20 protein-coding genes and 1 tRNA gene are annotated in these 21305 nt (G+C 67.4%); 17 read left to right on the top strand and 4 right to left on the bottom strand.

The features are described 5' to 3' along the window. Window positions 1–32: 32 nt before the first annotated feature. Window positions 33–407, top strand: a complete 375-nt coding sequence (locus C7416_RS08675) for a ribbon-helix-helix domain-containing protein (RefSeq protein WP_062802030.1) — start codon at window positions 33–35, stop codon at window positions 405–407. A gap of 43 nt (window positions 408–450) precedes the next feature. Here C7416_RS08675 and C7416_RS08670 read toward each other — a convergent pair whose 3' ends face one another. Beyond that, window positions 451–2430: a monovalent cation:proton antiporter family protein gene (locus C7416_RS08670; RefSeq protein ID WP_111518223.1), complete on the bottom strand. Its 1980-nt coding sequence runs from the start codon at window positions 2428–2430 to the stop codon at window positions 451–453. 143 nt (window positions 2431–2573) lie between these two features. Between C7416_RS08670 and C7416_RS08665 the strand changes: the two genes are divergently transcribed. From C7416_RS08665 to C7416_RS08615, 11 genes are all read left to right on the top strand, one after another. Beyond that, a complete protein-coding gene (locus C7416_RS08665) occupies window positions 2574–3557 on the top strand; it encodes a KpsF/GutQ family sugar-phosphate isomerase (RefSeq protein ID WP_111519036.1) in 984 nt (327 codons plus the stop codon). 43 nt (window positions 3558–3600) lie between these two features. Then, window positions 3601–4230 (top strand): LPS export ABC transporter periplasmic protein LptC, encoded by a 630-nt coding sequence (gene lptC / locus C7416_RS08660; protein WP_111518221.1) that lies wholly within the window; start codon window positions 3601–3603, stop codon window positions 4228–4230. A 120-nt stretch (window positions 4231–4350) separates the two neighbouring features. Continuing rightward, window positions 4351–4995 (top strand): lipopolysaccharide transport periplasmic protein LptA, encoded by a 645-nt coding sequence (gene lptA, locus C7416_RS08655; protein ID WP_111518219.1) that lies wholly within the window; start codon window positions 4351–4353, stop codon window positions 4993–4995. An 8-nt stretch (window positions 4996–5003) separates the two neighbouring features. Next, entirely contained in the window at window positions 5004–5804 is an 801-nt protein-coding gene (gene lptB / locus C7416_RS08650) for an LPS export ABC transporter ATP-binding protein (RefSeq protein ID WP_111518217.1), read from the top strand. Between the two features lie 123 nt (window positions 5805–5927). Further along, a complete protein-coding gene (locus C7416_RS08645; RefSeq protein ID WP_111518215.1) occupies window positions 5928–7406 on the top strand; it encodes an RNA polymerase factor sigma-54 in 1479 nt (492 codons plus the stop codon). 48 nt (window positions 7407–7454) lie between these two features. Continuing rightward, window positions 7455–7805: a ribosome hibernation-promoting factor, HPF/YfiA family gene (hpf, locus tag C7416_RS08640; protein WP_010814386.1), complete on the top strand. Its 351-nt coding sequence runs from the start codon at window positions 7455–7457 to the stop codon at window positions 7803–7805. Window positions 7806–8155: 350 nt separating this feature from the next. Beyond that, window positions 8156–8611 (top strand): PTS sugar transporter subunit IIA, encoded by a 456-nt coding sequence (locus C7416_RS08635; protein ID WP_018008706.1) that lies wholly within the window; start codon window positions 8156–8158, stop codon window positions 8609–8611. An 82-nt stretch (window positions 8612–8693) separates the two neighbouring features. After that, window positions 8694–9665: an HPr(Ser) kinase/phosphatase gene (gene hprK, locus C7416_RS08630; protein WP_012351664.1), complete on the top strand. Its 972-nt coding sequence runs from the start codon at window positions 8694–8696 to the stop codon at window positions 9663–9665. 171 nt (window positions 9666–9836) lie between these two features. After that, on the top strand, window positions 9837–10229 hold the full coding sequence (locus C7416_RS08625; RefSeq protein WP_111518213.1) for a PsiF family protein: 393 nt from the start codon (window positions 9837–9839) through the stop codon (window positions 10227–10229). A gap of 103 nt (window positions 10230–10332) precedes the next feature. Beyond that, window positions 10333–11211, top strand: coding sequence for an RNase adapter RapZ (gene rapZ, locus C7416_RS08620; RefSeq protein WP_111518211.1), 879 nt, complete (start codon window positions 10333–10335; stop codon window positions 11209–11211). Between the two features lie 92 nt (window positions 11212–11303). Further along, window positions 11304–11963, top strand: coding sequence for an LON peptidase substrate-binding domain-containing protein (locus C7416_RS08615; RefSeq protein ID WP_111518209.1), 660 nt, complete (start codon window positions 11304–11306; stop codon window positions 11961–11963). A 29-nt stretch (window positions 11964–11992) separates the two neighbouring features. On the opposite strand, the gene mutY is transcribed toward C7416_RS08615, so the two are convergent. The 3 genes from mutY to mutM all read right to left on the bottom strand — a co-directional run bounded on the left by mutY (window position 11993) and on the right by mutM (window position 16384). Continuing rightward, complete coding sequence (mutY, locus tag C7416_RS08610) at window positions 11993–13168, bottom strand: A/G-specific adenine glycosylase (protein WP_111518207.1); 1176 nt, start codon at window positions 13166–13168, stop codon at window positions 11993–11995. A 113-nt stretch (window positions 13169–13281) separates the two neighbouring features. Further along, window positions 13282–15234 (bottom strand): dynamin family protein, encoded by a 1953-nt coding sequence (locus C7416_RS08605; RefSeq protein WP_111518205.1) that lies wholly within the window; start codon window positions 15232–15234, stop codon window positions 13282–13284. A 259-nt stretch (window positions 15235–15493) separates the two neighbouring features. After that, a complete protein-coding gene (mutM, locus tag C7416_RS08600; RefSeq protein ID WP_111518203.1) occupies window positions 15494–16384 on the bottom strand; it encodes a bifunctional DNA-formamidopyrimidine glycosylase/DNA-(apurinic or apyrimidinic site) lyase in 891 nt (296 codons plus the stop codon). Between the two features lie 153 nt (window positions 16385–16537). Between mutM and C7416_RS08595 the strand changes: the two genes are divergently transcribed. From C7416_RS08595 to C7416_RS08575, 5 genes are all read left to right on the top strand, one after another. Beyond that, window positions 16538–18481, top strand: coding sequence for a tetratricopeptide repeat protein (locus C7416_RS08595; protein WP_111518201.1), 1944 nt, complete (start codon window positions 16538–16540; stop codon window positions 18479–18481). 89 nt (window positions 18482–18570) lie between these two features. Continuing rightward, on the top strand, window positions 18571–19182 hold the full coding sequence (gene lolB, locus C7416_RS08590) for a lipoprotein insertase outer membrane protein LolB (protein WP_111518199.1): 612 nt from the start codon (window positions 18571–18573) through the stop codon (window positions 19180–19182). Window positions 19183–19225: 43 nt separating this feature from the next. Next, window positions 19226–20104, top strand: coding sequence for a 4-(cytidine 5'-diphospho)-2-C-methyl-D-erythritol kinase (gene ispE, locus C7416_RS08585; protein WP_111518197.1), 879 nt, complete (start codon window positions 19226–19228; stop codon window positions 20102–20104). Window positions 20105–20163: 59 nt separating this feature from the next. After that, window positions 20164–20240, top strand: a tRNA-Gln gene (locus tag C7416_RS08580). Window positions 20241–20336: 96 nt separating this feature from the next. Then, a complete protein-coding gene (locus C7416_RS08575) occupies window positions 20337–21290 on the top strand; it encodes a ribose-phosphate pyrophosphokinase (protein WP_018008696.1) in 954 nt (317 codons plus the stop codon). Window positions 21291–21305 lie beyond the last annotated feature (15 nt).

The raw sequence follows: 21305 nt of genomic DNA, 5'->3' as shown, positions 1-21305 counted from the left end.
TGCCGGCCGCGCCGCCCGCCAGGGAGCCCTTGATGTGTGAAATCTTTATCCGCGCCAATCCGGCGTCTTACCAGAGCCAGTCGCGCTCGCTGCGCCTGCACGGCGCGGCCACCAGCATCCGCCTGGAAAGCCTGTTCTGGGAAGTGCTGGAAGAACTGGCGCAGCGCGACGGCATGACCGTCAACCAGCTGATCACGCGCCTGCATGACGAACTGACCGAACACCGCGGCAGCGAAGCCGTGGCGGGCAATTTCTCGTCTTTCCTGCGGGTGTGCTGCCTGCGCTACCTGATGCTGCAGGGCGAGGGGCGCATCCCGGCCGATCGCGACGTGCCGATCCGCTCGCTGGATCCGCGCGCGGTGCTCGACAACCTGCCGGAATCCTGGGTCGAGCCGCGCCCGCACTAAGGCCTGCGGCTTAAATTGGCTTGCTGCAGCGCGGTTCCGGCGCTCAGCCGTTCAGGATGCGCGTCTCCGCGGCCTCCAGCGCCTCGGGCGGGCCGCGCAGCACGACGATATCGCCGGGCTCGAGCACGGTCTCGGGCTGGGGGTCGAAGGCGCGGATGCCGCGCCGGCGCACCGCGGTCACCTCGACCCCGATGCGCTCCAGCCCCAGCACGCCCAGGCGCCTGCCCACCGCGGTGGATTGCGGGCCGAGCGACACCGAATGCAGCCGCACCGAGTCGCGCTCTACCATGTCTTCTTCGTCGTCGCGCCCGTGGAAATAGCCGCGCAGCAGGCTGTAGCGCGCGTCGCGCGCCTGCTGCACGCCGCGCACCACCCGGCGCATCGGCACGCCCAGCAGCACCAGTGCGTGCGACGCCAGCATCAGGCTGCCTTCGATGATCTCGGGCACCACTTCGGTGGCGCCGGCCTTCTGCAGCGTGTCGAGCTCGGAATCGTCGACCGTGCGCACGATCACCGGCAGCGCCGGCGCCAGCTCCTGCACGTGGTGCAGCACCTTCAGCGCCGACGGCGTGTTGGCATAGGTCACGATCACCGCGGCGGCGCGGTGCAGGCCCGCGGCGATCAGCGCCTCGCGCCGGCCCGCGTCGCCGTAGACCACGGTATCGCCAGCGGCCGCGGCCTCGCGCACGCGGTCGGGGTCCAGGTCGAGCGCCACGTAGTTGATGCCCTCGCGCTCCAGCATGTGCGCCAGGTTCTGCCCGCTGCGGCCGAAGCCGCAGATGATGGCGTGCTTTTCCGTCTGCAGGCTCTGCGCGGCGATGCGGGTCATGTTGAGCGACTGCATCAGCCATTCGTTGGCGGCAAAGCGCAGCACGATGGCGTCGCTGTACTGGATCAGAAACGGTGCCGCCAGCATCGACAGCAGCATCGACGCCAGGATCACCTGGATCAGCACCGGGTCGACCAGGTTCAGGCCGTCGATCTGGTTCAGCAGCACGAAGCCGAACTCGCCCGCCTGCGCCAGCCCCAGCCCGGTGCGGATGGCCACGCCCTGGCGCGAGCCGAACACGCGTGCCAGCGCCGCGATCAGCACCAGCTTGAACAGCACCGGCACCACCAGCAGCGCCAGCACCAGCCAGATATGGTCGAGCACCACGCGGATATTGAGCAGCATGCCGATGGTGACGAAGAACAGCCCCAGCAGCACGTCGCGGAACGGCTTGATGTCTTCCTCCACCTGGTGGCGGTAGGGCGTCTCGGAGATCAGCATGCCCGCCATGAAGGCGCCCAGCGCCATCGACAGGCCCAGCCGCTCGGTCAGCGCCGCCATGCCCAGCGTGACCAGCAGCAGGTTCAGCATGAACAGTTCCTGCGAGCGGCGCGCGGCCACCACATGGAACCAGCGGCTCATCAGGCGCTGGCCCAGGAAGAAGATCGCGCCCAGTGCCACCACGATCTTGAGCGTGGCCAGGCCGAGCGCCATCACCAGGTCGCCCGGATCGCGCGACAGCGCCGGAATCACGATCAGCAGCGGCACCACCGCCAGGTCCTGGAACAGCAGGATGCTGATGATGTTGCGGCCGTGCTCGCTTTCCAGCTCCATGCGCTCGGACAGCATCTTGGACACGATCGCGGTGGAAGACATGGCCAGGGCCCCGCCCAGCGCCACCGAGGCCTGCCACGACAACGGGAACAGCCAGTTGAAGGCCCAGCTGGCCGGCACCACCGCCAGCATCGACAGCACCACCTGCGAGCCGCCCAGGCCGAACACCAGCCGCTTCATCGCGCGCAGCTTGGCCAGGCTGAATTCCAGCCCGATCGAGAACATCAGGAAGACCACGCCGAATTCGGCCAGGTACTTGGTTTGCGCGGTGTCGCTGGCCAGCCCCAGCGCATGCGGCCCGATCAGGATGCCGACGGCCAGGTAGCCCAGCATCGGCGGCAGCTGCAACATGCGGAACGCGACCACGCCGAACACGGCGGCGGCCAGCAGCACCAGGGTCAGTTCCAGCGGAGAATGCATCAGGCGGTCAGGGTGACCGGCAAGGCGCGCGGCCGACCCGGCACGGGCACCCTGCCGGCGGAACTACGGCGAGCACGGGCGAGCGCGACGCGCGCCGTGGGTCGGCCAAGGTGCGGTCGCATTCGTTGGTATACTTCGTCGCCATGATAGCTAATTTCGATGCGGATCGAGCACTCAGGCTCGCCCGCGACACGCTCCAGACCGAAGCCGATGCGGTTTCCGCACTTTCCGGCCGCCTGAACGGCGACTTTGCCCATGCCGTGCAGCTGATCCTGCAATGCACCGGGCGCGTGGTCGTTTCCGGCATCGGCAAGTCCGGCCATATCGGCCGCAAGGTCGCGGCCACGCTGGCCTCGACCGGCACCCCCGCGTTTTTCGTGCACCCGGCCGAAGCCAGCCACGGCGACCTCGGCATGGTCACGCGCGACGACGTGCTGATCGCCTTCTCCAATTCCGGCGAGACCGGCGAGCTGCTGTCGATCATCCCGATCGTCAAGCGCATCGGCGCCCGCCTGATCTCGGTCACCGGCAACCCGGACTCCAATCTGGCCAAGCTGGCCGACGTCCACCTGGACGCGGCGGTCGAGAAGGAAGCCTGCCCGCTCAACCTGGCCCCGACCGCCAGCACCACCGCCGCGCTGGCGCTTGGCGACGCGCTCGCGGTGGCGGTGCTCGATGCGCGCGGCTTCGGCGAGGAAGACTTCGCCCGCTCCCACCCCGGCGGCGCGCTCGGGCGCAAGCTGCTGACCCACGTACGCGACGTGATGCGCACCGGCAACGCCGTGCCCGAAGTGCGCGAAAGCACGCCGCTGGCCCAGGCGCTGATGGAAATCACGCGCAAGGGCATGGCCATGACCGCGGTGGTCGATCCCGACGGGCGCGCCATCGGCGTGTTCACCGACGGCGACCTGCGCCGCCTGCTGGAAACCCCGCGCGACTGGAAGACGGTGCCGATCGGCGAGGTCATGCACCGCAACCCGCACGTGGTCAACCAGGACCAGCTCGCGGTGGAAGCCGTGCAGGTGATGGAAGCCAACCGCATCAACCAGCTGCTGGTGGTGGACGACGACGGGCGCCTGACCGGCGCGCTGCATATCCACGACCTGACCCGCGCCAAGGTCATCTGAGCCGGCGCACCGACGGCACCGGCAGCACAACGCCAAGGACACCATGCAGGCACTTCTCGCCTCCCTCAGCGGCATCGTCATGCGGCTGCTGCCGCTGCTGCTGATGGCCATCGTGGCGGGCAGCACGTTCTGGCTGGTCCAGATCAACTCCCCCAAGGAAGACCAGGCCGCGCAGACCGCCAAGAAGCACGAGCCGGATTACTTCATGGACCGCTTCTCGGCCACCGAGCTGGCACCGGACGGCAGCACCAAGATCCGCTTCACCGGCGAGCGCATGGTCCATTTCGAGGACGACCAGACCTACGAGGTCACGCGTCCCGCGATGCGCGCGTACGAGCCGGACCGCCCGCCGGTGACCGCGCGCGCCGACATCGGCCGCATGAACGCCGAAGGCACGGTGATCGACCTGTACGGCAATGGCTACGTGCTGCGCCAGCAGGGCAAGGATCCGTCCAAGGATCCGCAGCTGACCGCGGCATCGAGCTATTTCCAGCTGCTGGTCAATGACGACATCGTCAAGACCGACAAGCCGGTCAAGCTGACGCGCGGCCCGTCGGTCATGACCGCCAATGGACTGATCTTCAACAACGTCACCCGCGAAGTACAATTGCTCGGCAACGTACGCGGCACCATCATCACCGGGCCGTCCCCCGGCCGTGCGCCAGGGTCCTGACTCCCGGTCCGGCGCAGCCGCCCACGCGGTGCCGGCCGGCACCGCCCTGCAGCGCACGCGCCAAAGTCCGCGCAAACCGCACCACCACGCATCCAGACGCCCTCAAGCAACCCTGCCAACATGACCGCTTCCCTGACGACATCGTCCCGTCGACGCACCGCCCCGGCCCTGATCGCGCTGGCCCTGGCCTTCGGCCTGCTGGCACAGCCTGCCCTTGCCGAGCGCGCGGACCGCGACAAGCCGATGGTGCTCGAGGCGGACAACGCCAGCTATGACGACGTCAAGCAGATCTATACGCTGACCGGCAACGTGGTGCTGACCAAGGGCACCATGATCCTGAAGTCCGACGCCGCCGAGCTGCGCACCGACCCCGAGGGCTACCAGTTCGCCGTGGCGACGTCGAAGCCGGGCAAGCAGGCCTATATCCGCCAGAAGCGCGAAGGCGTCGACGAATACATCGACGGCTGGGGCGACCGCATCGAGTACGACGGCAAGCAGGAATTCTCCAAGCTGATCGGCAATGCCCGCATGGCGCGGCTGCAGGGCGCCAAGCTGCTCGACGAGATCCGCGGCGCGGTGCTGACCTATGACAGCCGCAAGGAACTCTATACCGCGGCGGGCGGCGGCAGCGGCGATGCCGCTGCGGCCAACCCGTCCGGCCGCGTGCGCGCGGTGCTGTCGCCGCGTCAGGACCAGAAGTCCGGCACCGCAGGCGGCTCGCCGCTGGACCTGAAGTCGGCGCCCGCGCCCGCCAACAAACCCTGACCGTACCCATGACCGATACCGCCACCATTGCCGACAAGCCTGTCGTCGAAGCCAACTCCGTCCTGCCCGGCGGCAGCACGCTGGTCGTGCGCCACCTGAAGAAGCGCTATGGCTCGCGCACGGTGGTCAAGGACGTCTCGCTCGACGTCAAGAGCGGCGAGGTGGTCGGGCTGCTCGGCCCCAACGGCGCGGGCAAGACCACGTCGTTCTACATGATCGTCGGCCTCGTGGCGCTGGACGAAGGCGACATCGTGCTCGACGGCGACCACATCAGCGGCCTGCCGATTCACGAGCGCGCGCGCATGGGGCTGTCGTACCTGCCGCAGGAAGCCTCGGTGTTCCGCAAGCTCAACGTCGAGGAGAACATCCGCGCGGTGCTCGAGCTGCAGATCGACAAGGGCAAGCCGCTGGCCAAGGCCGAGATCGAGCGCCGCCTGGACTCCCTGCTCGACGACCTGCAGATCGCGCACCTGCGCAACAACCCGGCGCTGTCGCTGTCCGGCGGCGAGCGCCGCCGCGTGGAAATCGCGCGCGCGCTGGCGTCGTCGCCGCGCTTCATCCTGCTCGACGAACCCTTCGCCGGCGTGGACCCGATCGCCGTGGGCGAGATCCAGCGCATCGTCAGCTTCCTGAAGGCGCGCAATATCGGCGTGCTGATCACCGACCACAACGTGCGCGAGACGCTCGGCATCTGCGACCACGCCTACATCATCAGCGAAGGCACGGTGCTGGCCGCGGGCCAGCCCGAAGACATCATCGCCAATGACGCCGTGCGGCGCGTCTACCTGGGCGAGAACTTCCGCATGTGACAAGACGGCTGCCCGGCGCGGGCAGCCATGGCCGCGCGGCGGGGAGAGCCAGCGGCGATCACGGCGCATAAGCGATAGCAATTTCCGTTCCAACATCGGAAAGATGCGCATAAAATAGGTCGCATGAAACCGTCGCTACAGCTCCGCCTCTCCCAGCACCTGGCACTGACCCCGCAGCTGCAGCAGTCGATCCGGCTGCTGCAGCTTTCCACGCTGGAACTGCAGCAGGAAGTCGAACAGGCGCTGACGGAAAACCCGCTGCTCGAGCGGGAGAACGACTGGATCGAAAGCCCGCTGCGCGTGGCCGCCGATGGCTCGGTCAACGTACAGAGCGCGCCCGCGCCCGCCCCCGCCGAGCCCCAGGGCAATGGCGACGCCCGCGCCGAAGGCGCCGCCGATGACAGCTACGGCGACAACAGTAGCGGCGACGACTACGGCAACAGCGACTGGAGCCTGGACGACTTCGCCCGCCGGCCGCAAGGCGACGAGGACGAAAAGACGCCGATGCAGCTGCGCGATGCCGAGCCCACGCTGCGCGAATACCTGATGGAGCAGCTGACGCCGCTGAAGATCTCGGCGCGCGACAAGGGGCTCGCCATCTTCCTGATCGAATCGCTCGACGACGATGGCTACCTGAGCGCCTCGCTCGAAGAGATTTGCGCGGAACTGCCCGAAGAACTCGAGTTCGACCCCGACGAAGTCCACGCCATCCTGACGCTGCTGCAGAGCTTCGACCCGGCCGGCGTGGGCGCGCGCAATGCCGCCGAATGCCTGGCGCTGCAATTGCGCCGCCTGACCCACCCGCAGCGCGAACTGGCGCTGACCATCGTCACCCATCACCTGGAACTGCTTGCGGTACGCGACTACACGCGACTGAAGAAGGCCCTGCAGGTCGATGAAGTCGCGCTGAAGGCCGCGCATGATCTGATCCGCTCGCTGGCGCCCTACCCGGGGCACGCGTACAGCCGCCCCGAAGCCGATTTCGTCGTGCCCGACGTGTTCGTGCGCAAGAGCGGCGGCGGTTGGATCGCACAGCTCAATCCGGATGTGATGCCGAGGCTGCGCATCAACGATATGTATGCGCAGATCCTGCGCGGCGCCAAAGGCGAGACCGGCACCGCGGGACTGCAGCAGAAGCTGCAAGAGGCACGCTGGCTGATCAAGAATATCCAGCAAAGGTTCGACACCATCCTGCGTGTCTCGCAGGCCATTGTCGAGCGTCAAAAGAACTTTTTCACCCACGGTGAAATCGCCATGCGCCCCTTGGTTTTGCGGGAGATTGCCGATACACTGGGTTTACACGAGTCAACCATCTCCCGGGTGACGACCAATAAATACATGGCCACGCCGATGGGTACTTTCGAACTGAAGTACTTCTTCGGCAGCCACGTGTCCACCGAAACCGGTGGCGCGGCTTCATCAACGGCCATCCGCGCCTTGATCAAGCAACTGATAGGAGCCGAAGACCCGAGGAATCCCCTTTCCGACAGTCGCATCGCCGAACTGCTGGGTGAGCAAGGCTTCGTTGTCGCACGCCGCACCGTTGCCAAATATCGCGAAGCCCTGAAGATCCCCGCAGTGAATCTCCGCAAGTCTTTGTAGCCGAGCCCACCGCCTGCCTGGTGAGGCTCTTTCAGAAGGAGAAGCGCTATGAACTTCAAGATCAGTGGACACCACCTGGACATCACGCCCCCTCTGCGTGAGTACGTGGAAACGAAGCTGGAGCGAATCGTCAGGCATTTCGATCAAGTCATTGGCGTTAGCGTGCTGCTCTCTGTCGACAATCACAAGGAAAAGGACCGGCGTCAGTACGCGGAAATCAATCTGCATCTAAAGGGCAAGGACATCTTTGTCGAGGCGCATCACGAAGACCTGTATGCGGCGATCGACGCACTCGTCGACAAGCTGGACCGTCAGGTGATTCGCTACAAGGATCGCGTGCAAGGCCACGACCGTGAAGCGGTCAAGTACCAGATGGCCGCAGCGCAAATGCAGCAATAAACCCGTGCCCGGCAGCTCCGCAGAGGGCTGCTGAACCAAGGATTCCACAGGCAAGCCGCGCCACGAAGCGCGGCTTTTTTGCGCCCTGGCACAGTGCCGGCTGTGGCAGCGGAGCAAACCTTGCCACGCATGGAAGCCGAAATGTTCGCAAGCGCAGCGTCAAGGTGTATGCTGCGCCATACAAAGAGAGAGAAATCGTGGCCGCGCCTGCACGCGCTGCACCGCACAATGCAAGGGTAGCCGCTGCTCTATAATGGGCCGGACGTCTTCCCCGCGCTGGCGGCGGTCAGGGAGGCAGCCGCTGCCCGGCGGAACGATCCGCCCGCTAACTGAAATCCTGCGCATCGCCCATGAATCGTTTGGCCAAATTGCTGCCACCCGGCAACATCACCCTCGACGTCAGCGTCACCAGCAAGAAACGTGTGTTCGAGCAGGCCGGGCTCCTCTTCGAGAACAACCATGGCGTGGCTCGCGCCATCGTCACCGACAACCTGTTCGCGCGCGAGTCGCTGGGCTCGACCGGACTGGGCGCCGGCGTGGCGATTCCGCATGGGCGCATCAAGGGCCTGAAGCAGCCCCTTGCCGCCTTCATGCGCCTGGCCGAGCCGATTCCGTTCGAATCGCCGGACGGCAAGCCGGTTTCGCTGCTGATCTTCCTGCTGGTGCCCGAACAGGCGACGCAGCAGCACCTGGAAATCCTGTCCGAGATCGCGCAACTGCTGTCGGATCGCGACATGCGCGAGGGCCTGGCGACCCTGCCCACGCCCGATGCCGTGCACGAACTGCTGATCGCATGGCATCCCTGATCCACTGACTCCCCCGCAGCGGGCCGGCACCAGACCGGGCAAGCGCCACGCGCTTCGAACACCGCCTTACCAGCCATACCGCATGGAACTCACCGGCGTCACCTCCCAGTCCATCTTCGACGACAACGCAGCCGACCTCAAACTCTCGTGGGTCGCTGGCCTGGAGGGCGCGGACCGCGCCTTTGACGTAGAATTTGCCCGCGAAGCGACCTCCGCCGCAGACCTGGTGGGCCACCTCAACCTGATCCACCCGAACCGGATCCAGGTCCTCGGCAAGCCCGAAATCACGTACTACCAGCGGCTCGACGACGAGACCCGCAAGCGCCAGATGGGCGAGCTGATCCTGCTGGAGCCGCCGTTCCTGGTGATCGCCGACGGCATGGAGCCGCCGCCGGACCTGGAACTGCGCTGCACGCGCTCGTCGACGCCGCTGTTCACCACGCCGGTGTCGTCGGCCGCGGTGATCGACCACCTGCGCCTGTACCTGTCGCGCATCTCGGCGCCGCGCGTGACCATGCACGGCGTGTTCCTCGACATCCTCGGCATGGGCGTGCTGATCATGGGCGAATCGGGCCTGGGCAAGAGCGAACTGGGCCTGGAACTGATCTCGCGCGGCCACGGCCTGGTGGCCGATGACGCCGTCGATTTCGTCCGGCTGGGGCCGGATTTCATCGAGGGCCGCTGCCCGCCGCTGCTGCAAAACCTTCTTGAAGTGCGCGGCCTGGGGCTGCTCGACATCAAGACCATCTTCGGCGAGACCGCGGTGCGGCGGAAGATGAAGATCAAGCTGGTGGTGCAGCTGGTGCGGCGCAACGACGGCGAATTCGAGCGGCTGCCGCTGGATTCGCAGTACCTCGACGTGCTCGGGCTCCCCATCCACATGGTCAAGATCCAGGTGGCGGCCGGCCGCAACCTTGCCGTGCTGGTCGAGGCCGCCGTGCGCAACACCATCCTGCGCCTGCGCGGCATCGACACGCTGCGCGACTTCATGGACCGCCAGCGCGCCGCGATGCAGGCCGATGCGGTCTCGCGCGGCCAGGGCCGGCTGCTGTAAGCCTTCGTCCGCCGCGGTTTTCAATTGCTTACAACGGCGTGGCAAGCATTCGTCAACGTTTCTCAGGCGTGCTCCGTTTTGTGCTGTAATGGGCATCACGCCCGTTACGGAAGCTGCAACGCCGACCCCGGCGCGCGGCGATAAGGTTGTCCACCCCCGAGGAGAGCAAGCATGAAGACCCTGATTGCAGTGTGCGCGCTGGTGACCCCGCTGTTCGCCGCCAGCGCCTTTGCGCAGACCGCCACGCCGGCCACCCCTGCCACGCCGGCCAAGCCGTCGGCCGCGGCCCCGGCAACGCCTGCCGTGCCGGCCACGCCTGCTACCCCGGCCAACCCGGACAAGCCCGCGGCCAACACCCAGCAGGACAAGATGAAGGCCTGCAACGCGCAGGCCTCCGGCAAGAAAGGCGACGAACGCAAGGCATTCATGAAGGAATGCCTGTCGAAGTCCGGCGCGCCCAAGACCCAGCAGGACAAGATGGCGGCCTGCAGCAAGTCGGGCAAGGGCAAGAAGGGCGACGAATACAAGGCCTACATGAAGGAATGCCTGTCGAAGGCAGCCTGAGCGCCACCACTGGCGAAATGGCGAACCTGGAGGTTCGCCATTTTTTCTGCTGTCAAACAGCTGTCATGACGCAGCCGGCACCTGATGCTATGCTTCAGTTGCTATGCGCATCATCCTCATCACCGGCATATCCGGTTCCGGCAAGTCCGTCGCACTGAACGTCCTCGAAGATGCAGGCTATTACTGCGTGGACAACCTGCCGGCGCAGTTCATCCCTGAACTGACCCGCTACCTCGACGCTCAGGGCTACACGCACCTGGGCGTGGCTACCGACATCCGCAGCCGCGAGTCGCTCGACCAGTTGCCCGACACCGTGCGCGCGCTGGCCGCCGAGCACCAGGTCGAGGTGATTTTCCTGACCGCCAGCACCGATGCCCTGGTGCAGCGCTACTCCGAGACGCGCCGCCGCCATCCGCTGTCGGCCCGCACCGACGGCGCAGCCGGCGGCGGCGGCGCCTTCAACGACACGGCGCTGATGGAAGCGATCGAGATGGAGCGCGCGCTGCTGAGCCCGCTTGCCGAGGCCGCGCACCGCATCGACACCAGCAATGTGCGCACCAATACGCTGCGCAGCTGGATCAAGGAGCTGATCCGCGACGACAGCCAGCGCCTGACGCTGCTGTTCGAGTCGTTCGGCTTCAAGCACGGCGTGCCCAGCGATGCCGACATGGTGTTCGACGTGCGCTCGCTGCCCAACCCGTACTACGACCTGGCGCTGCGGCCGCTGACAGGCCGCGACGTGCCGGTGATCGACTTCCTGCAGGCCCAGCCGATGGTGCTGGCGATGGCCGAGGATATCCGCGCCTACGTGGAAAAGTGGCTGCCAAGCTTCATTGCAGACAACCGCAGCTACCTGACCGTGGCGATCGGCTGCACCGGCGGACAGCATCGCTCGGTCTATATTGCCGAAAGGCTCGCCAACTATTTCCGGGCACATGGTAATGTGCTGGTCAGACACCGAGAGCTCGCACCGGCGGGCTGACGCACGCGGCATCGCACCCCGGGCAGCATGGGGCCTCTGAGCGCGGCGTCGGCCTGGCGGCCCAATGCTGCGCGACCCCAAGCCTGCACCGCATGTCCTCGACCGACCTCTACCGTCCGGCAGGATCCGAAGACCCGCCCCGGACGCTCGAAAACCTGCCGCTGTTCCCCCTGCACACGGTGCTGTTTCCCGGTGGACGGCTACCGTTGCGCGTGTTCGAGGCGCGCTATGTCGACATGGTGCGCAACTGCCTGCGCGACAGCGCGCCGTTCGGCGTCTGCCTGATCGCCAGCGGCGAGGAAGTGGCCCGGCCCAACCAGCCCACCGTGCCCGAACTGGTCGGCTGCCTCGCGGAAATCGTCGACTGCAACATGGAGCAGCTTGGCGTGCTGCTGATCCGCGCGCGCGGCCGCGAGCGCTTCCATATCATCAGCCACGAAACCCGCGACGACGGCCTGCTGGTGGCGCGCGCCGACGTGCTACCGCCAGACATCATCGACTGCAAGCTCGAACTGCTGGGCGAATGCCTGGACGCACTGCGCCGCATCGTCACGCGGCTGCACGCCGAGCAGCCCGACCGCATGCCGTTCGACGAGCCCTACCTGTGGGACGACCCGAGCTGGGTCGCCAACCGGCTTTGCGAACTGCTGCCGGTGCCGCTGAAGGCAAAGCAGATGCTGATGGCCCTGCCCGACGCGGGCATGCGCATCGAGATCGTGCACCGCTACATGCGACAGAACCACATGCTTTAGGGCGGCCGTCCTCCCCGCCCTGCCCAGCTTCAGAACAAACCCACGCGCGCCTGGTCCTCCAGCAGGCGGCGCACCGGCGCGGGGGTGCCCAGCGCATCGAGATCGTCGAGCGACAGCCAGCGCTGCCCGGCCGGTGTCGCGCTGTCCTGCCGCGCCACGTTCGCCTCCGCATTCAGGTCGACCCGGATGGCGCGGATCAGCAGGCGGAAGTGCGTGAACACATGGGTCAGCTCGCCGGCCAGCACGGCGCGCGCGGGGGTGCCGAACGCGCGCGCGTAGTCGAGCGCGCGGGCCTCGGCGTCTTCCGCGTCGAAGGGCACGGTGTCGACCGGCATCTCCGGCAGGCTCCACAGGCCGCCCCAGATGCCGCTGTCCGGACGCAGGCGCAGCAGCACTTCGCGCTCGCGCCGCACCAGCAGCATCACCGTGCTGCGCTCGGGGATCGCCGCGCGCGGCCTGGGCGCGGGCAGCACGCCGGTCAGGCCGTCGCGGCGCGCGACGCAATCGGCGGACAGCGGGCACGCCGAGGCATCGGCCAGGCAGGCGGGCTTGCCGCGCGAGCACACCGTCGCGCCCAGGTCCATCAGCCCCTGCGTATAGGCGACCATGTCGTCGGCCTGCCGCGGGCCGGGCACGGGCAAGGCCAGTTCCGCCAGTTGCCACATGCGCGTTTCCACCGCGCGCTCGCCCGGATGGCCATGGATGCCGAAGCAGCGCGCGAACACGCGCTTGACGTTGCCGTCCAGGATCGGCGAACGCACCCCCGCGCTGAACGCGGCAATGGCGGCCGCGGTGGAGCGGCCGATGCCCGGCAACGTGACCAGCACCGCGGGGTCGGTGGGGAAGCGCCCGCCATGCTCGCTGACCACTTGCATGGCGCAGCGGTGCAGGTTGCGCGCGCGCGAGTAATAGCCCAGCCCGGCCCACAGCGCCATCACCTGGTCCGCAGGCGCAGCGGCCAGGTCCTGCACCGTGGGCAGTTGCGCGACGAAGCGCTGGAAGTAGTCGATCACCGCGCTGACCTGGGTCTGCTGCAGCATGATCTCGGACAGCCAGATCCGGTACGGGTCGCGGGTGTTCTGCCACGGCAGGTCGTGCCGGCCGTGCCGGCGCTGCCACGTGACGACGCGCGCGCCGAAGTCGGGGGGCACACAAAGGTCATCAGGCAGGGCTGGTGCGGTACGGGGGGCTGGTTTGCGGGGCATCGGTGTGGCAACTGCGTGGCGAGCGGACATTGGGCATCGGCGCGCCAAAGAAAAAGGCGCCGCAAGGCGCGGCGCCACATGATATACCGGCCGGCGGGACGGGCCAGGCGCGGCTACGCTACCGCCAGGCTGGCGTTGTCTGCATCGGCCGCCGGCCGCATCAGCCGCTGCGCGAAGCTCTCGATGTGCCCGCTGCGTTCGTCCAGCCCGTTCAGCACTTCCTCCAGCTGCGCGATGCGGCTTTCCAGCGTGTCAGTGGCCTCATGGATGCGCTCGATCGAATCGACACGCCGGCGCAGCTGCTTCTGATGTTCGCGCACCTGCGCTTCCAGCGGCGTCATCACCGACTTGAGCCAGACCTCGATATCGCGGTTGAGGCCGCGGAAATTCTCCAGCACGCGGCTGGCCATGGTGTTGAACGCGCTTTGCACCAGCTGCGGGCGCGACCGCGTCAGCATGTTGACCGTGCCGAAATGCGCCTGCACCAGCCGCAGCGTTTCCTGCAGCTCGGCCAGGTAGCGCTCGGCGGTGAACTGCATCGGCGCCGGCAGCGTGAAGCCGTGCTCGGCATTGAAGCGGCGGTACATGCTTTCGATCAGCTGGTGCAGCTGGCCGATCTTGTTGTCGGCATCGCTGACCAGCCCGCTCAGCTGCGCGAACAAGGCGTCCATGTCCTCGCGCAGGCCGCGCGAAAAGAAGCGCTCCTTCATCTGCTCGCGCGCGCTGCGCATGGTGCGGCGCACGTCGCGCAATTGCAGGCTCTTGATGATGTCGGCGCTGTGCCGGCCGAAGACCAGGCGCAGCGCCTGGAACTTGCTGATGCTCTGCTCGAACTCGTCCTTCTCGCCCTGCACCCGCATCAGCATGTGCTTGACCATCGCATGGTTCTTGCCGCGCAGGCCGCGCAGCTCGAACAGCTGCTCGACGATATCGCGGCGGCGGCTCTGCAGCAGTTGCTGCGCGGCGCGCGCCATGTCCTGCACCAGCCGGTACACCTGGTCCGAGACGATCTCGCGCCGGCGCGGAATCAGCTGGTCCGACAGCACATGCTCGAACTCCGGCAGGCCGCTGCGCGCGAGCAGGGTGTCGTCGTGCGTGACCTTGGCCACCAGCCCCTTCTGCGCCGACACCGGATACACGCGCGATTGCTCGATGCCAAGCACCTGCGCGGTGGTCGACACCTGCCGCGCGATCTCCTGCGTGATCTCGCCGGGCTGGCGCAGCGGATCCCACAGCCCGTCGATCTTGTTGAGCACCGCCAGGCAGCCGCGCCGGTGCCCGGCGCCGACATGGCTGCGCCACAGCTCGAGGTCGCTCTTGGTCACGCCGGCGTCGGCGGCCAGCACGAACACCACCACGTGCGCATCCGGGATCAGCCGCAGCGTCAGCTCGGGCTCGGTGCCGATCGCATTCAGGCCCGGCGTGTCGAGGATCACCAGGCCTTGGCGCAGCAGCGGATGCGGGAAATTGATGACAGCGTGGCGCCAGCGCGAGATCTCGACCATGCCCTCGGCATCGACCGCATAGGCGGCATCGGGGTCGTTCTCGTGGTACAGCCCCAGCGCCTCGGCCTGCTCCGGCGGCACCCGCATGGTCTGCACCACGTGCTGGAACGCCTCGAGCATGCCCTCGGGCGACGACGGATCCAGCGGCACCGAATGCCAGTGCGAAGCCGAGGTGCCGGCCTCGATGAAGTCGGCGGTGGAGGCGTCCTGCAGGCGCGTCTCGATCGGCAGCAGACGGATGCTGGGCGGCTCGGCCTCGTCGTAGCGCAGCTCGGTCGGGCACATGGTGGTGCGCCCCGCCGAAGACGGCAGGATGCGGCGCCCGTAGTCGGCAAAGAAGATGGCGTTGATCAGCTCGCTCTTGCCGCGCGAGAACTCGGCGATGAAGGCAACCTTGAGGCGGTCGCTGCGCAGCACGCTCTGGATGCGCTGCACGCGGTCGTCGGCCTGCGCATCGTACAGGTCGGTCTGCTGCAGCCAGGACTGGAATTCGGCCAGTGACTGGAGGACCCCGGTTCTCCAGGCGCCGTATTGTTCGAATTGGTGGGCGAGCGTTGTCATGGACCTGTTGGGCTGACTTGGTTTTGCCTCGGGGCCCGCCACCCTGCGCGGCATGCCCGTGTTCACGCAATGCCGGTCCGCCCCCTGCCGTTCTTGCGCGGCCGGCCATTTTGTAACTTTTTATGACTGCGCACACGATACAGGTTTCCAAGACGCTTTTGTGGAATTCGCGTCCCTTGGATGGCAGTCACCCCGCCACTGTTGCGCCGACCCATCGACCCGCGGCAGCGGGCGGTCCCTTAAGCACTCCGCGCGCTGGTCAGTGCTGGCAGTTGGTGCAATAGAAGGTCGAACGCTGGCCCTGGACGATCTGGCGCACCGGTTTGGCGCACACCTTGCATGGCAGGCCGGCGCGGTCGTAGACAAAGCAATCGAGCTGGAAGTAGCCGCTGGCACCGTCGCTGCCGACAAAGTCGCGCAGCGTGCTGCCGCCGCGCTCGATCGCCTGCGCCAGGGTGTCCCGCACCGCCTGCGCCAGGCGGTCGCAACGCGCGCGGCTCAGGCGCCCTGCCGGGGTGGTCGGGTGGATGCCGGCACGGAACAGGCTCTCGGACGCGTAGATGTTGCCCACGCCCACCACGATCGCGCCGGACAGCAGCACGGTCTTGATCGCGGCATTGCGGCCGCGCGTATGGCGGTGCAACCAGGCGCCGTCGAAGGCCGGATCGAATGGCTCGATGCCGAGGGTGCTCAGCAGCGGATGCGATGGCAGTTCCGCCTCCGGCAGCGTGGTCCAGAGGATGGCGCCGAAGCGGCGCGGATCGCGAAAGCGCAGCACGATGGTGCCTGGCTGCTGGCCTGGCACAGCTGTCGACGCTGCGCCTGGCCCGGCGTCGAGCACCAGGTCGAAGTGGTCGTGCGCGCCAGGCGGCGGTGCCTCGGGCAGCACCCTCAGCGTGCCCGTCATGCCGAGATGCACAAGCAGCCAGCCGGTCGGCTGCGCCGCGTCAGCGCTGACGCATTCAAGCAGCAGATACTTGCCGCGGCGCTCGATGCGGCGCACCAGGCGCTGGGCCAGGCAGGCTTCGAGTTCGGGGTCGACCGGCCAGCGCAGGCCGCGGTGGCGTACCGTGACCGCGGCGATGCGCCGCCCCACCACATGCGGCAGCAAGCCGCGCCGGGTCACCTCGACCTCGGGCAATTCAGGCATCGAACCTCTCCGTTGGTTACCGCTCAAAACTCCTGCAGCGCCTGGCAGCGCCGGCCTGCGGCGCCAAGCAGCGCATTGTAGCGGCAGGCTACAATGCCCTTATCAATGCGCAAACTCCCATCCTTCGCCAGCGCGCCCCGGAGCACTCAATACATGTCGGACCTGATGCCGGACCTGATGCCGGACTCCACGTTGCAAGCCACCGCGGGCGGCGGCCTGACCACATCGCCGGGCGCCGGCTCGCGCACGGCACGCCGTGCCGGCACCCTGGCCCGCTGGTGGCAGGCGCCGCGGCGCCACGTGCGCGCACTGGCCGCCGGTACGCTGCTGGCCGCGGCGGCGGGCACCAGCCATGCCGCGCCGCCGGTCGGCGCCGGTTCGCTGCCCATGCTGCAACTGGCCGCGGCGGACACCCCGGCGGCCAAGCCCGCACGGCCGGCACTGCCGTCGCTGGAGCTGACCGACGATATCGTCTATATGGTGCTGGCCGCCGAGATTTCCATCCAGCGCGGCCTGGTCGGCCCGGCCTATCGCACTTACCTGGAACTGGCGCGCCAGACCCGCGACCCGCGCTTCGCCCAGCGTGCAACCGAGATCGCCTTCAATGCGCGCATCCCGCAGCAGGCGCTTGACGCCGCGCGCCTGTGGAAAGAGATTTCTCCGTCCTCGCCGGCGGCCGGCCAGGTGCTGTCGACGCTGCTGGTACTCAACGGCCGCTGGGACGACGCCCGCCCGCTGCTGCAGCAGCAACTGGCTGCGGTGCCCGCCAGCCAGCGCGGCGATGCCATCCTGCAGCTGCAGCAGCAGCTGTCGCGCACCAGCGATCCGGCCGGCGCGGCCACGCTGCTGCAGGACCTGACCCGCAACGAAACCAAGCTGCCCGAAACCCAGCTGGCGCTGGCGCGCGCGCGCGAAGTCGCCGGCGACGAGCCGGGCGCGCTGGCCGCGCTCGACCAGGCCTTGCGGCTGCGGCCTAGTTATGAAGCGGCCGCGCTGATGTCGGCCGAACTGCGTGCCGAGAAGCAGCCCGACGAAGCCGTGGCGGTGCTCAAGCGCTTCCTGGAAAAGTCGCCCGAATCGGTCAACGGTCATATCACGCTGGCGCGGCTGTACCTGCTGAAGAACGACATGCCGGCGGCCCGCCAGGAGTTCGAGACGCTGCGCAAGGTGGCTCCCGCCGACCCGCGCGTGCCGCTGGCGCTGGGCCTGACCAGCCTGCAGGCGAAGAACTACGGCGAGGCCGAGCAGTACCTGCAGGAATACCTGCAGCTGGTCGAAAAACAACCCAGCGCGAATCCCGATATCGCCTACCAGTACCTGGCGCAGATCGCCGAGGAGCGCAAGGACTACGCCGGCGCGATCCGCTGGCTCGACCGCATCGAGGACATCCGCCTCGCGCCGGCGGCCACCGCCAAGCGTGCCCAGCTGCTGGCGCGCATGGGCAAGTTCGACGACGCCCAGGCGCTGTTCGGCGAGATGCTCAGCGACGCCGAGGACATCCCCGATCCCGGCCAGCGCTCGCAGCGCGTGACCGCCATCCGCCAGGCCGAAGTGGCCACGCTGATGGAGAGCAAGGCCTATGACCGCGCCCGCAAGGTGCTCAACGACCGCATCGCGGCGGAGCCCGACAACGCCGACTGGATCTACGAGCTGGCCATGCTCGACGAGCGCCAGAAGCGCTACGCCAGCATGGAAACCGGGCTGCGCCGCGTGATTGCGCTGCAGCCGCAGCAGAAGCAGGGCTACAACGCCCTCGGCTATTCGCTGGCGGATCGCAACGAGCGCCTGCCCGAGGCGCTCAAGCTGCTGGAGCGTGCCTCCGAGCTGGGTCCGGACGATCCGTACATCATGGACAGCCTGGCCTGGGTCAAATTCCGCATGGGCGACCTGCAGCCCGCGGCGGCGCTGCTGCGCAACGCCTATGCCAAGGCCCCCGAGGCTGAAATCGGCGCGCACCTCGGCGAGGTGCTGTGGCAGCTCGGCGAACACGACGAGGCCCGCAAGACGTGGACCGAGGCGGTGCGCATCGATCCGGAGAACGAGACCCTGATCGACACGCTGCGCCGCTACAAGGTCAACGTGCAGCCATCCAGGTAGCCCGCGCGCCGCGGCCGGCACGCCGGTCCGCGGCGCCGCATTCCCGTCAGCCCGGCGGCCGCCGCGCCGCCGTCCTCACGATCATGCCCATGAACCGATCCCGACGCCTGGCGCTGCTTTGCCTTGGCGCGCCCCTGCTGCTGCAGGCGTGCGCCAGCGTGGCGCCGTCGCGCAATTTCGATGTCGACCAGGACGCCGCGAGCCAGCAGTACACCGGCCGCTTTTCCGCCAATTACGTGCGCTACGGGCGCGACGAGGGCGTGCAGGGCAGCTTCCGCTGGGAGGAGCAGGGCCGCAACGTGCGGCTCGACCTGGTCTCGCCGCTCGGCCAGACCCTGGCCGTGGTCACCGCGACGCCGTCGGGCGCCACGCTCGACCTGCCCAACCAGCCGCCGCGCAACGCGCCCGAAGTCGATACCCTGATGGAGGAAGCTCTGGGCTTCGCGCTGCCGGTGGCCGGCATGCGCGACTGGCTGCACGGGCGTCCCACCCAGGGCACGCCGGCGCGTGCCACGCGCGACCAGCAGGGCCGGCTGGAGACGCTGGCGCAGAACGGCTGGACCGTGCGCTACGTCGCCTGGCAGGAGACACCAGCCGCCGGCACCGCAGCCAGCCAGGTGCCACGTCGCATCGACCTGGCCCGCGATGCCGGCAGCAATCCACTGTCGGTGCGGCTGGTGATCGATCCACGGACACCTTGACTGCCGCCATAACAAGCCCAACCACTGCCCCGATCAGCCCACCATGCCACGCAGCCATCCCCTGCCACCGCCCGAACTGCGCGACTGCCCCGCGCCGGCCAAGCTCAACCTGTTCCTGCACGTGACCGGCCGCCGCGCCGACGGCTACCACACGCTGCAGACCGTGTTCCAGCTGGTCGACTGGTGCGACATGCTGCATTTCCGGCGCCGCGACGACGGCGTGGTCACGCGCGTCACCGAGGTGCCCGGCGTGCCGGCCGAGACCGACCTGGTGGTGCGGGCAGCGCGCGCGTTGCAGGCCGCGTCCGGAACCAGCTTCGGCGTCGACATCGCCCTCGACAAGGTGCTGCCGATGGGGGGCGGCATCGGCGGCGGTTCTTCCGACGCCGCCACCACGCTGCTGGCGCTGAACCACCTGTGGGGCCTGGGGCTGACGCGCGCCGAACTGATGCGGATCGGGCTGACGCTGGGCGCCGACGTGCCGGTGTTCGTGCTCGGGCAGAACGCCTTTGCGCAGGGCATCGGCGAGGAGCTCACGCCGGTCGAACTGCCCGACAGCTGGTTCGTGATCATCCACCCGAAGCAGCACGTGCCGACCGCTGAAATTTTTTCGGACGAGTGCTTGACAAGGGATACACCGATCTCCATAATTGCGGTCTTCGCTGCTCGCACAAACAAATTCGATTTCGGTCGCAACGACCTGGAACCGATAGCAACAGCGAAGTTCGGCGAAGTCGCCCGAGCCCTGGCATGGCTGAAGCAACACAATCAGCATGCCCGGATGACCGGTTCCGGAGCCTGCGTGTTTGCGCGTTTTCCTGACGCAAAAACAGCGCAGCAGGTTTTGGAAAGGTTGCCGCCCGAATGGGATGGCAGGTGTGTGAGGAGTCTGGCACAACACCCGCTCGCGACGTTCGCATAGCAAGTTTTCGTTCGGCGCGGTACGGCAGTCTGGTACCACGAAGAACGGCCCGGTTGTGTAGGGGAGTCGCCAAGTTGGTCAAGGCACCGGATTTTGATTCCGGCATTCGAAGGTTCGAATCCTTCTTCCCCTGCCATTACTTCCTATAGTGTCCTAACGGAACACGATATCTCCAAGTCACCGGCTTCGCCGGTGACACCAAGCTCCCCCAGCAGCAAGACAGGTGCCCCGAATGAGCAGCGAAGGCTTGATGGTATTTACCGGCAACGCCAACCCCAAACTCGCGGAGGCTGTCGTACAGCACCTCGGCATTCCGCTGGGCAAGGCTCAGGTTGGCCGTTTCTCCGACGGTGAAGTCCAGGTCGAAATCCAGGAAAACGTTCGCGGCAAGCACGTCATCGTGCTGCAGTCCACCTGCGCGCCGACCAACGACAACCTGATGGAACTGATGGTGATGGTCGATGCGCTCAAGCGCGCGTCGGCACGCAGCATCACCGCCGCCATGCCCTATTTCGGCTATGCCCGCCAGGACCGCCGCCCGCGTTCGGCGCGCGTGGCGATCTCGGCCAAGGTGGTGGCCAACATGCTGGAAGTGGCCGGGGTCGAGCGCGTGCTGACGATGGACCTGCACGCCGACCAGATCCAGGGCTTCTTCGATATCCCGGTCGACAACATCTACGCTTCGCCGGTACTGCTGGGCGACCTGCGCGAGAAGAACTACGGCGACCTGCTGGTGGTCTCGCCCGACGTCGGCGGCGTGGTCCGTGCCCGCGCGCTGGCCAAGGAACTGAACTGCGACCTGGCCATCATCGACAAGCGCCGTCCCAAGGCCAACGTGGCCGAGGTGATGAACATCATCGGTGAAGTCGAAGGCCGCAACTGCGTCATCATGGACGACATGATCGACACCGGCGGCACGCTGTGCAAGGCCGCCCAGGTGCTGAAGGAGCGCGGCGCGCTGAAGGTGTTCGCCTACTGCACGCACCCCGTGCTGTCGGGCGGCGCGGCGGCCCGTATCGCCGATTCGGCGCTGGACGAAGTGGTGGTGTGCGACACCATCCCGCTGTCGGAAGAAGCCGCCAAGTGCACCAAGATCCGTCAGCTCTCGACCGCCCCGCTGCTGGCCGAGACCTTCACCCGCATTATCAAGGGCGACTCGATCATGTCGCTGTTCGCGGGTTCCTGATAGAATCTAAGGCTT

The sequence above is a fragment of the Cupriavidus phytorum genome, assembly GCF_003254285.1.
GTDB lineage: Bacteria > Pseudomonadota > Gammaproteobacteria > Burkholderiales > Burkholderiaceae > Cupriavidus > Cupriavidus phytorum.
This window is presented reverse-complemented; position numbering and strand designations above follow the sequence as displayed.

What these genes read in the sequence shown, in the direction of transcription:
- C7416_RS08675 (WP_062802030.1), top strand. Translation starts at nt 33, where the DNA reads ATGTGTGAAATCTTTATCCGCGCCAATCCGGCGTCTTACCAGAGCCAG.
- C7416_RS08670 (WP_111518223.1), bottom strand. Translation starts at nt 2,430, where the DNA reads ATGCATTCTCCGCTGGAACTGACCCTGGTGCTGCTGGCCGCCGCCGTG.
- C7416_RS08665 (WP_111519036.1), top strand. Translation starts at nt 2,574, where the DNA reads ATGATAGCTAATTTCGATGCGGATCGAGCACTCAGGCTCGCCCGCGAC.
- lptC (WP_111518221.1), top strand. Translation starts at nt 3,601, where the DNA reads ATGCAGGCACTTCTCGCCTCCCTCAGCGGCATCGTCATGCGGCTGCTG.
- lptA (WP_111518219.1), top strand. Translation starts at nt 4,351, where the DNA reads ATGACCGCTTCCCTGACGACATCGTCCCGTCGACGCACCGCCCCGGCC.
- lptB (WP_111518217.1), top strand. Translation starts at nt 5,004, where the DNA reads ATGACCGATACCGCCACCATTGCCGACAAGCCTGTCGTCGAAGCCAAC.
- C7416_RS08645 (WP_111518215.1), top strand. Translation starts at nt 5,928, where the DNA reads ATGAAACCGTCGCTACAGCTCCGCCTCTCCCAGCACCTGGCACTGACC.
- hpf (WP_010814386.1), top strand. Translation starts at nt 7,455, where the DNA reads ATGAACTTCAAGATCAGTGGACACCACCTGGACATCACGCCCCCTCTG.
- C7416_RS08635 (WP_018008706.1), top strand. Translation starts at nt 8,156, where the DNA reads ATGAATCGTTTGGCCAAATTGCTGCCACCCGGCAACATCACCCTCGAC.
- hprK (WP_012351664.1), top strand. Translation starts at nt 8,694, where the DNA reads ATGGAACTCACCGGCGTCACCTCCCAGTCCATCTTCGACGACAACGCA.
- C7416_RS08625 (WP_111518213.1), top strand. Translation starts at nt 9,837, where the DNA reads ATGAAGACCCTGATTGCAGTGTGCGCGCTGGTGACCCCGCTGTTCGCC.
- rapZ (WP_111518211.1), top strand. Translation starts at nt 10,333, where the DNA reads ATGCGCATCATCCTCATCACCGGCATATCCGGTTCCGGCAAGTCCGTC.
- C7416_RS08615 (WP_111518209.1), top strand. Translation starts at nt 11,304, where the DNA reads ATGTCCTCGACCGACCTCTACCGTCCGGCAGGATCCGAAGACCCGCCC.
- mutY (WP_111518207.1), bottom strand. Translation starts at nt 13,168, where the DNA reads ATGCCCCGCAAACCAGCCCCCCGTACCGCACCAGCCCTGCCTGATGAC.
- C7416_RS08605 (WP_111518205.1), bottom strand. Translation starts at nt 15,234, where the DNA reads ATGACAACGCTCGCCCACCAATTCGAACAATACGGCGCCTGGAGAACC.
- mutM (WP_111518203.1), bottom strand. Translation starts at nt 16,384, where the DNA reads ATGCCTGAATTGCCCGAGGTCGAGGTGACCCGGCGCGGCTTGCTGCCG.
- C7416_RS08595 (WP_111518201.1), top strand. Translation starts at nt 16,538, where the DNA reads ATGTCGGACCTGATGCCGGACCTGATGCCGGACTCCACGTTGCAAGCC.
- lolB (WP_111518199.1), top strand. Translation starts at nt 18,571, where the DNA reads ATGAACCGATCCCGACGCCTGGCGCTGCTTTGCCTTGGCGCGCCCCTG.
- ispE (WP_111518197.1), top strand. Translation starts at nt 19,226, where the DNA reads ATGCCACGCAGCCATCCCCTGCCACCGCCCGAACTGCGCGACTGCCCC.
- C7416_RS08575 (WP_018008696.1), top strand. Translation starts at nt 20,337, where the DNA reads ATGAGCAGCGAAGGCTTGATGGTATTTACCGGCAACGCCAACCCCAAA.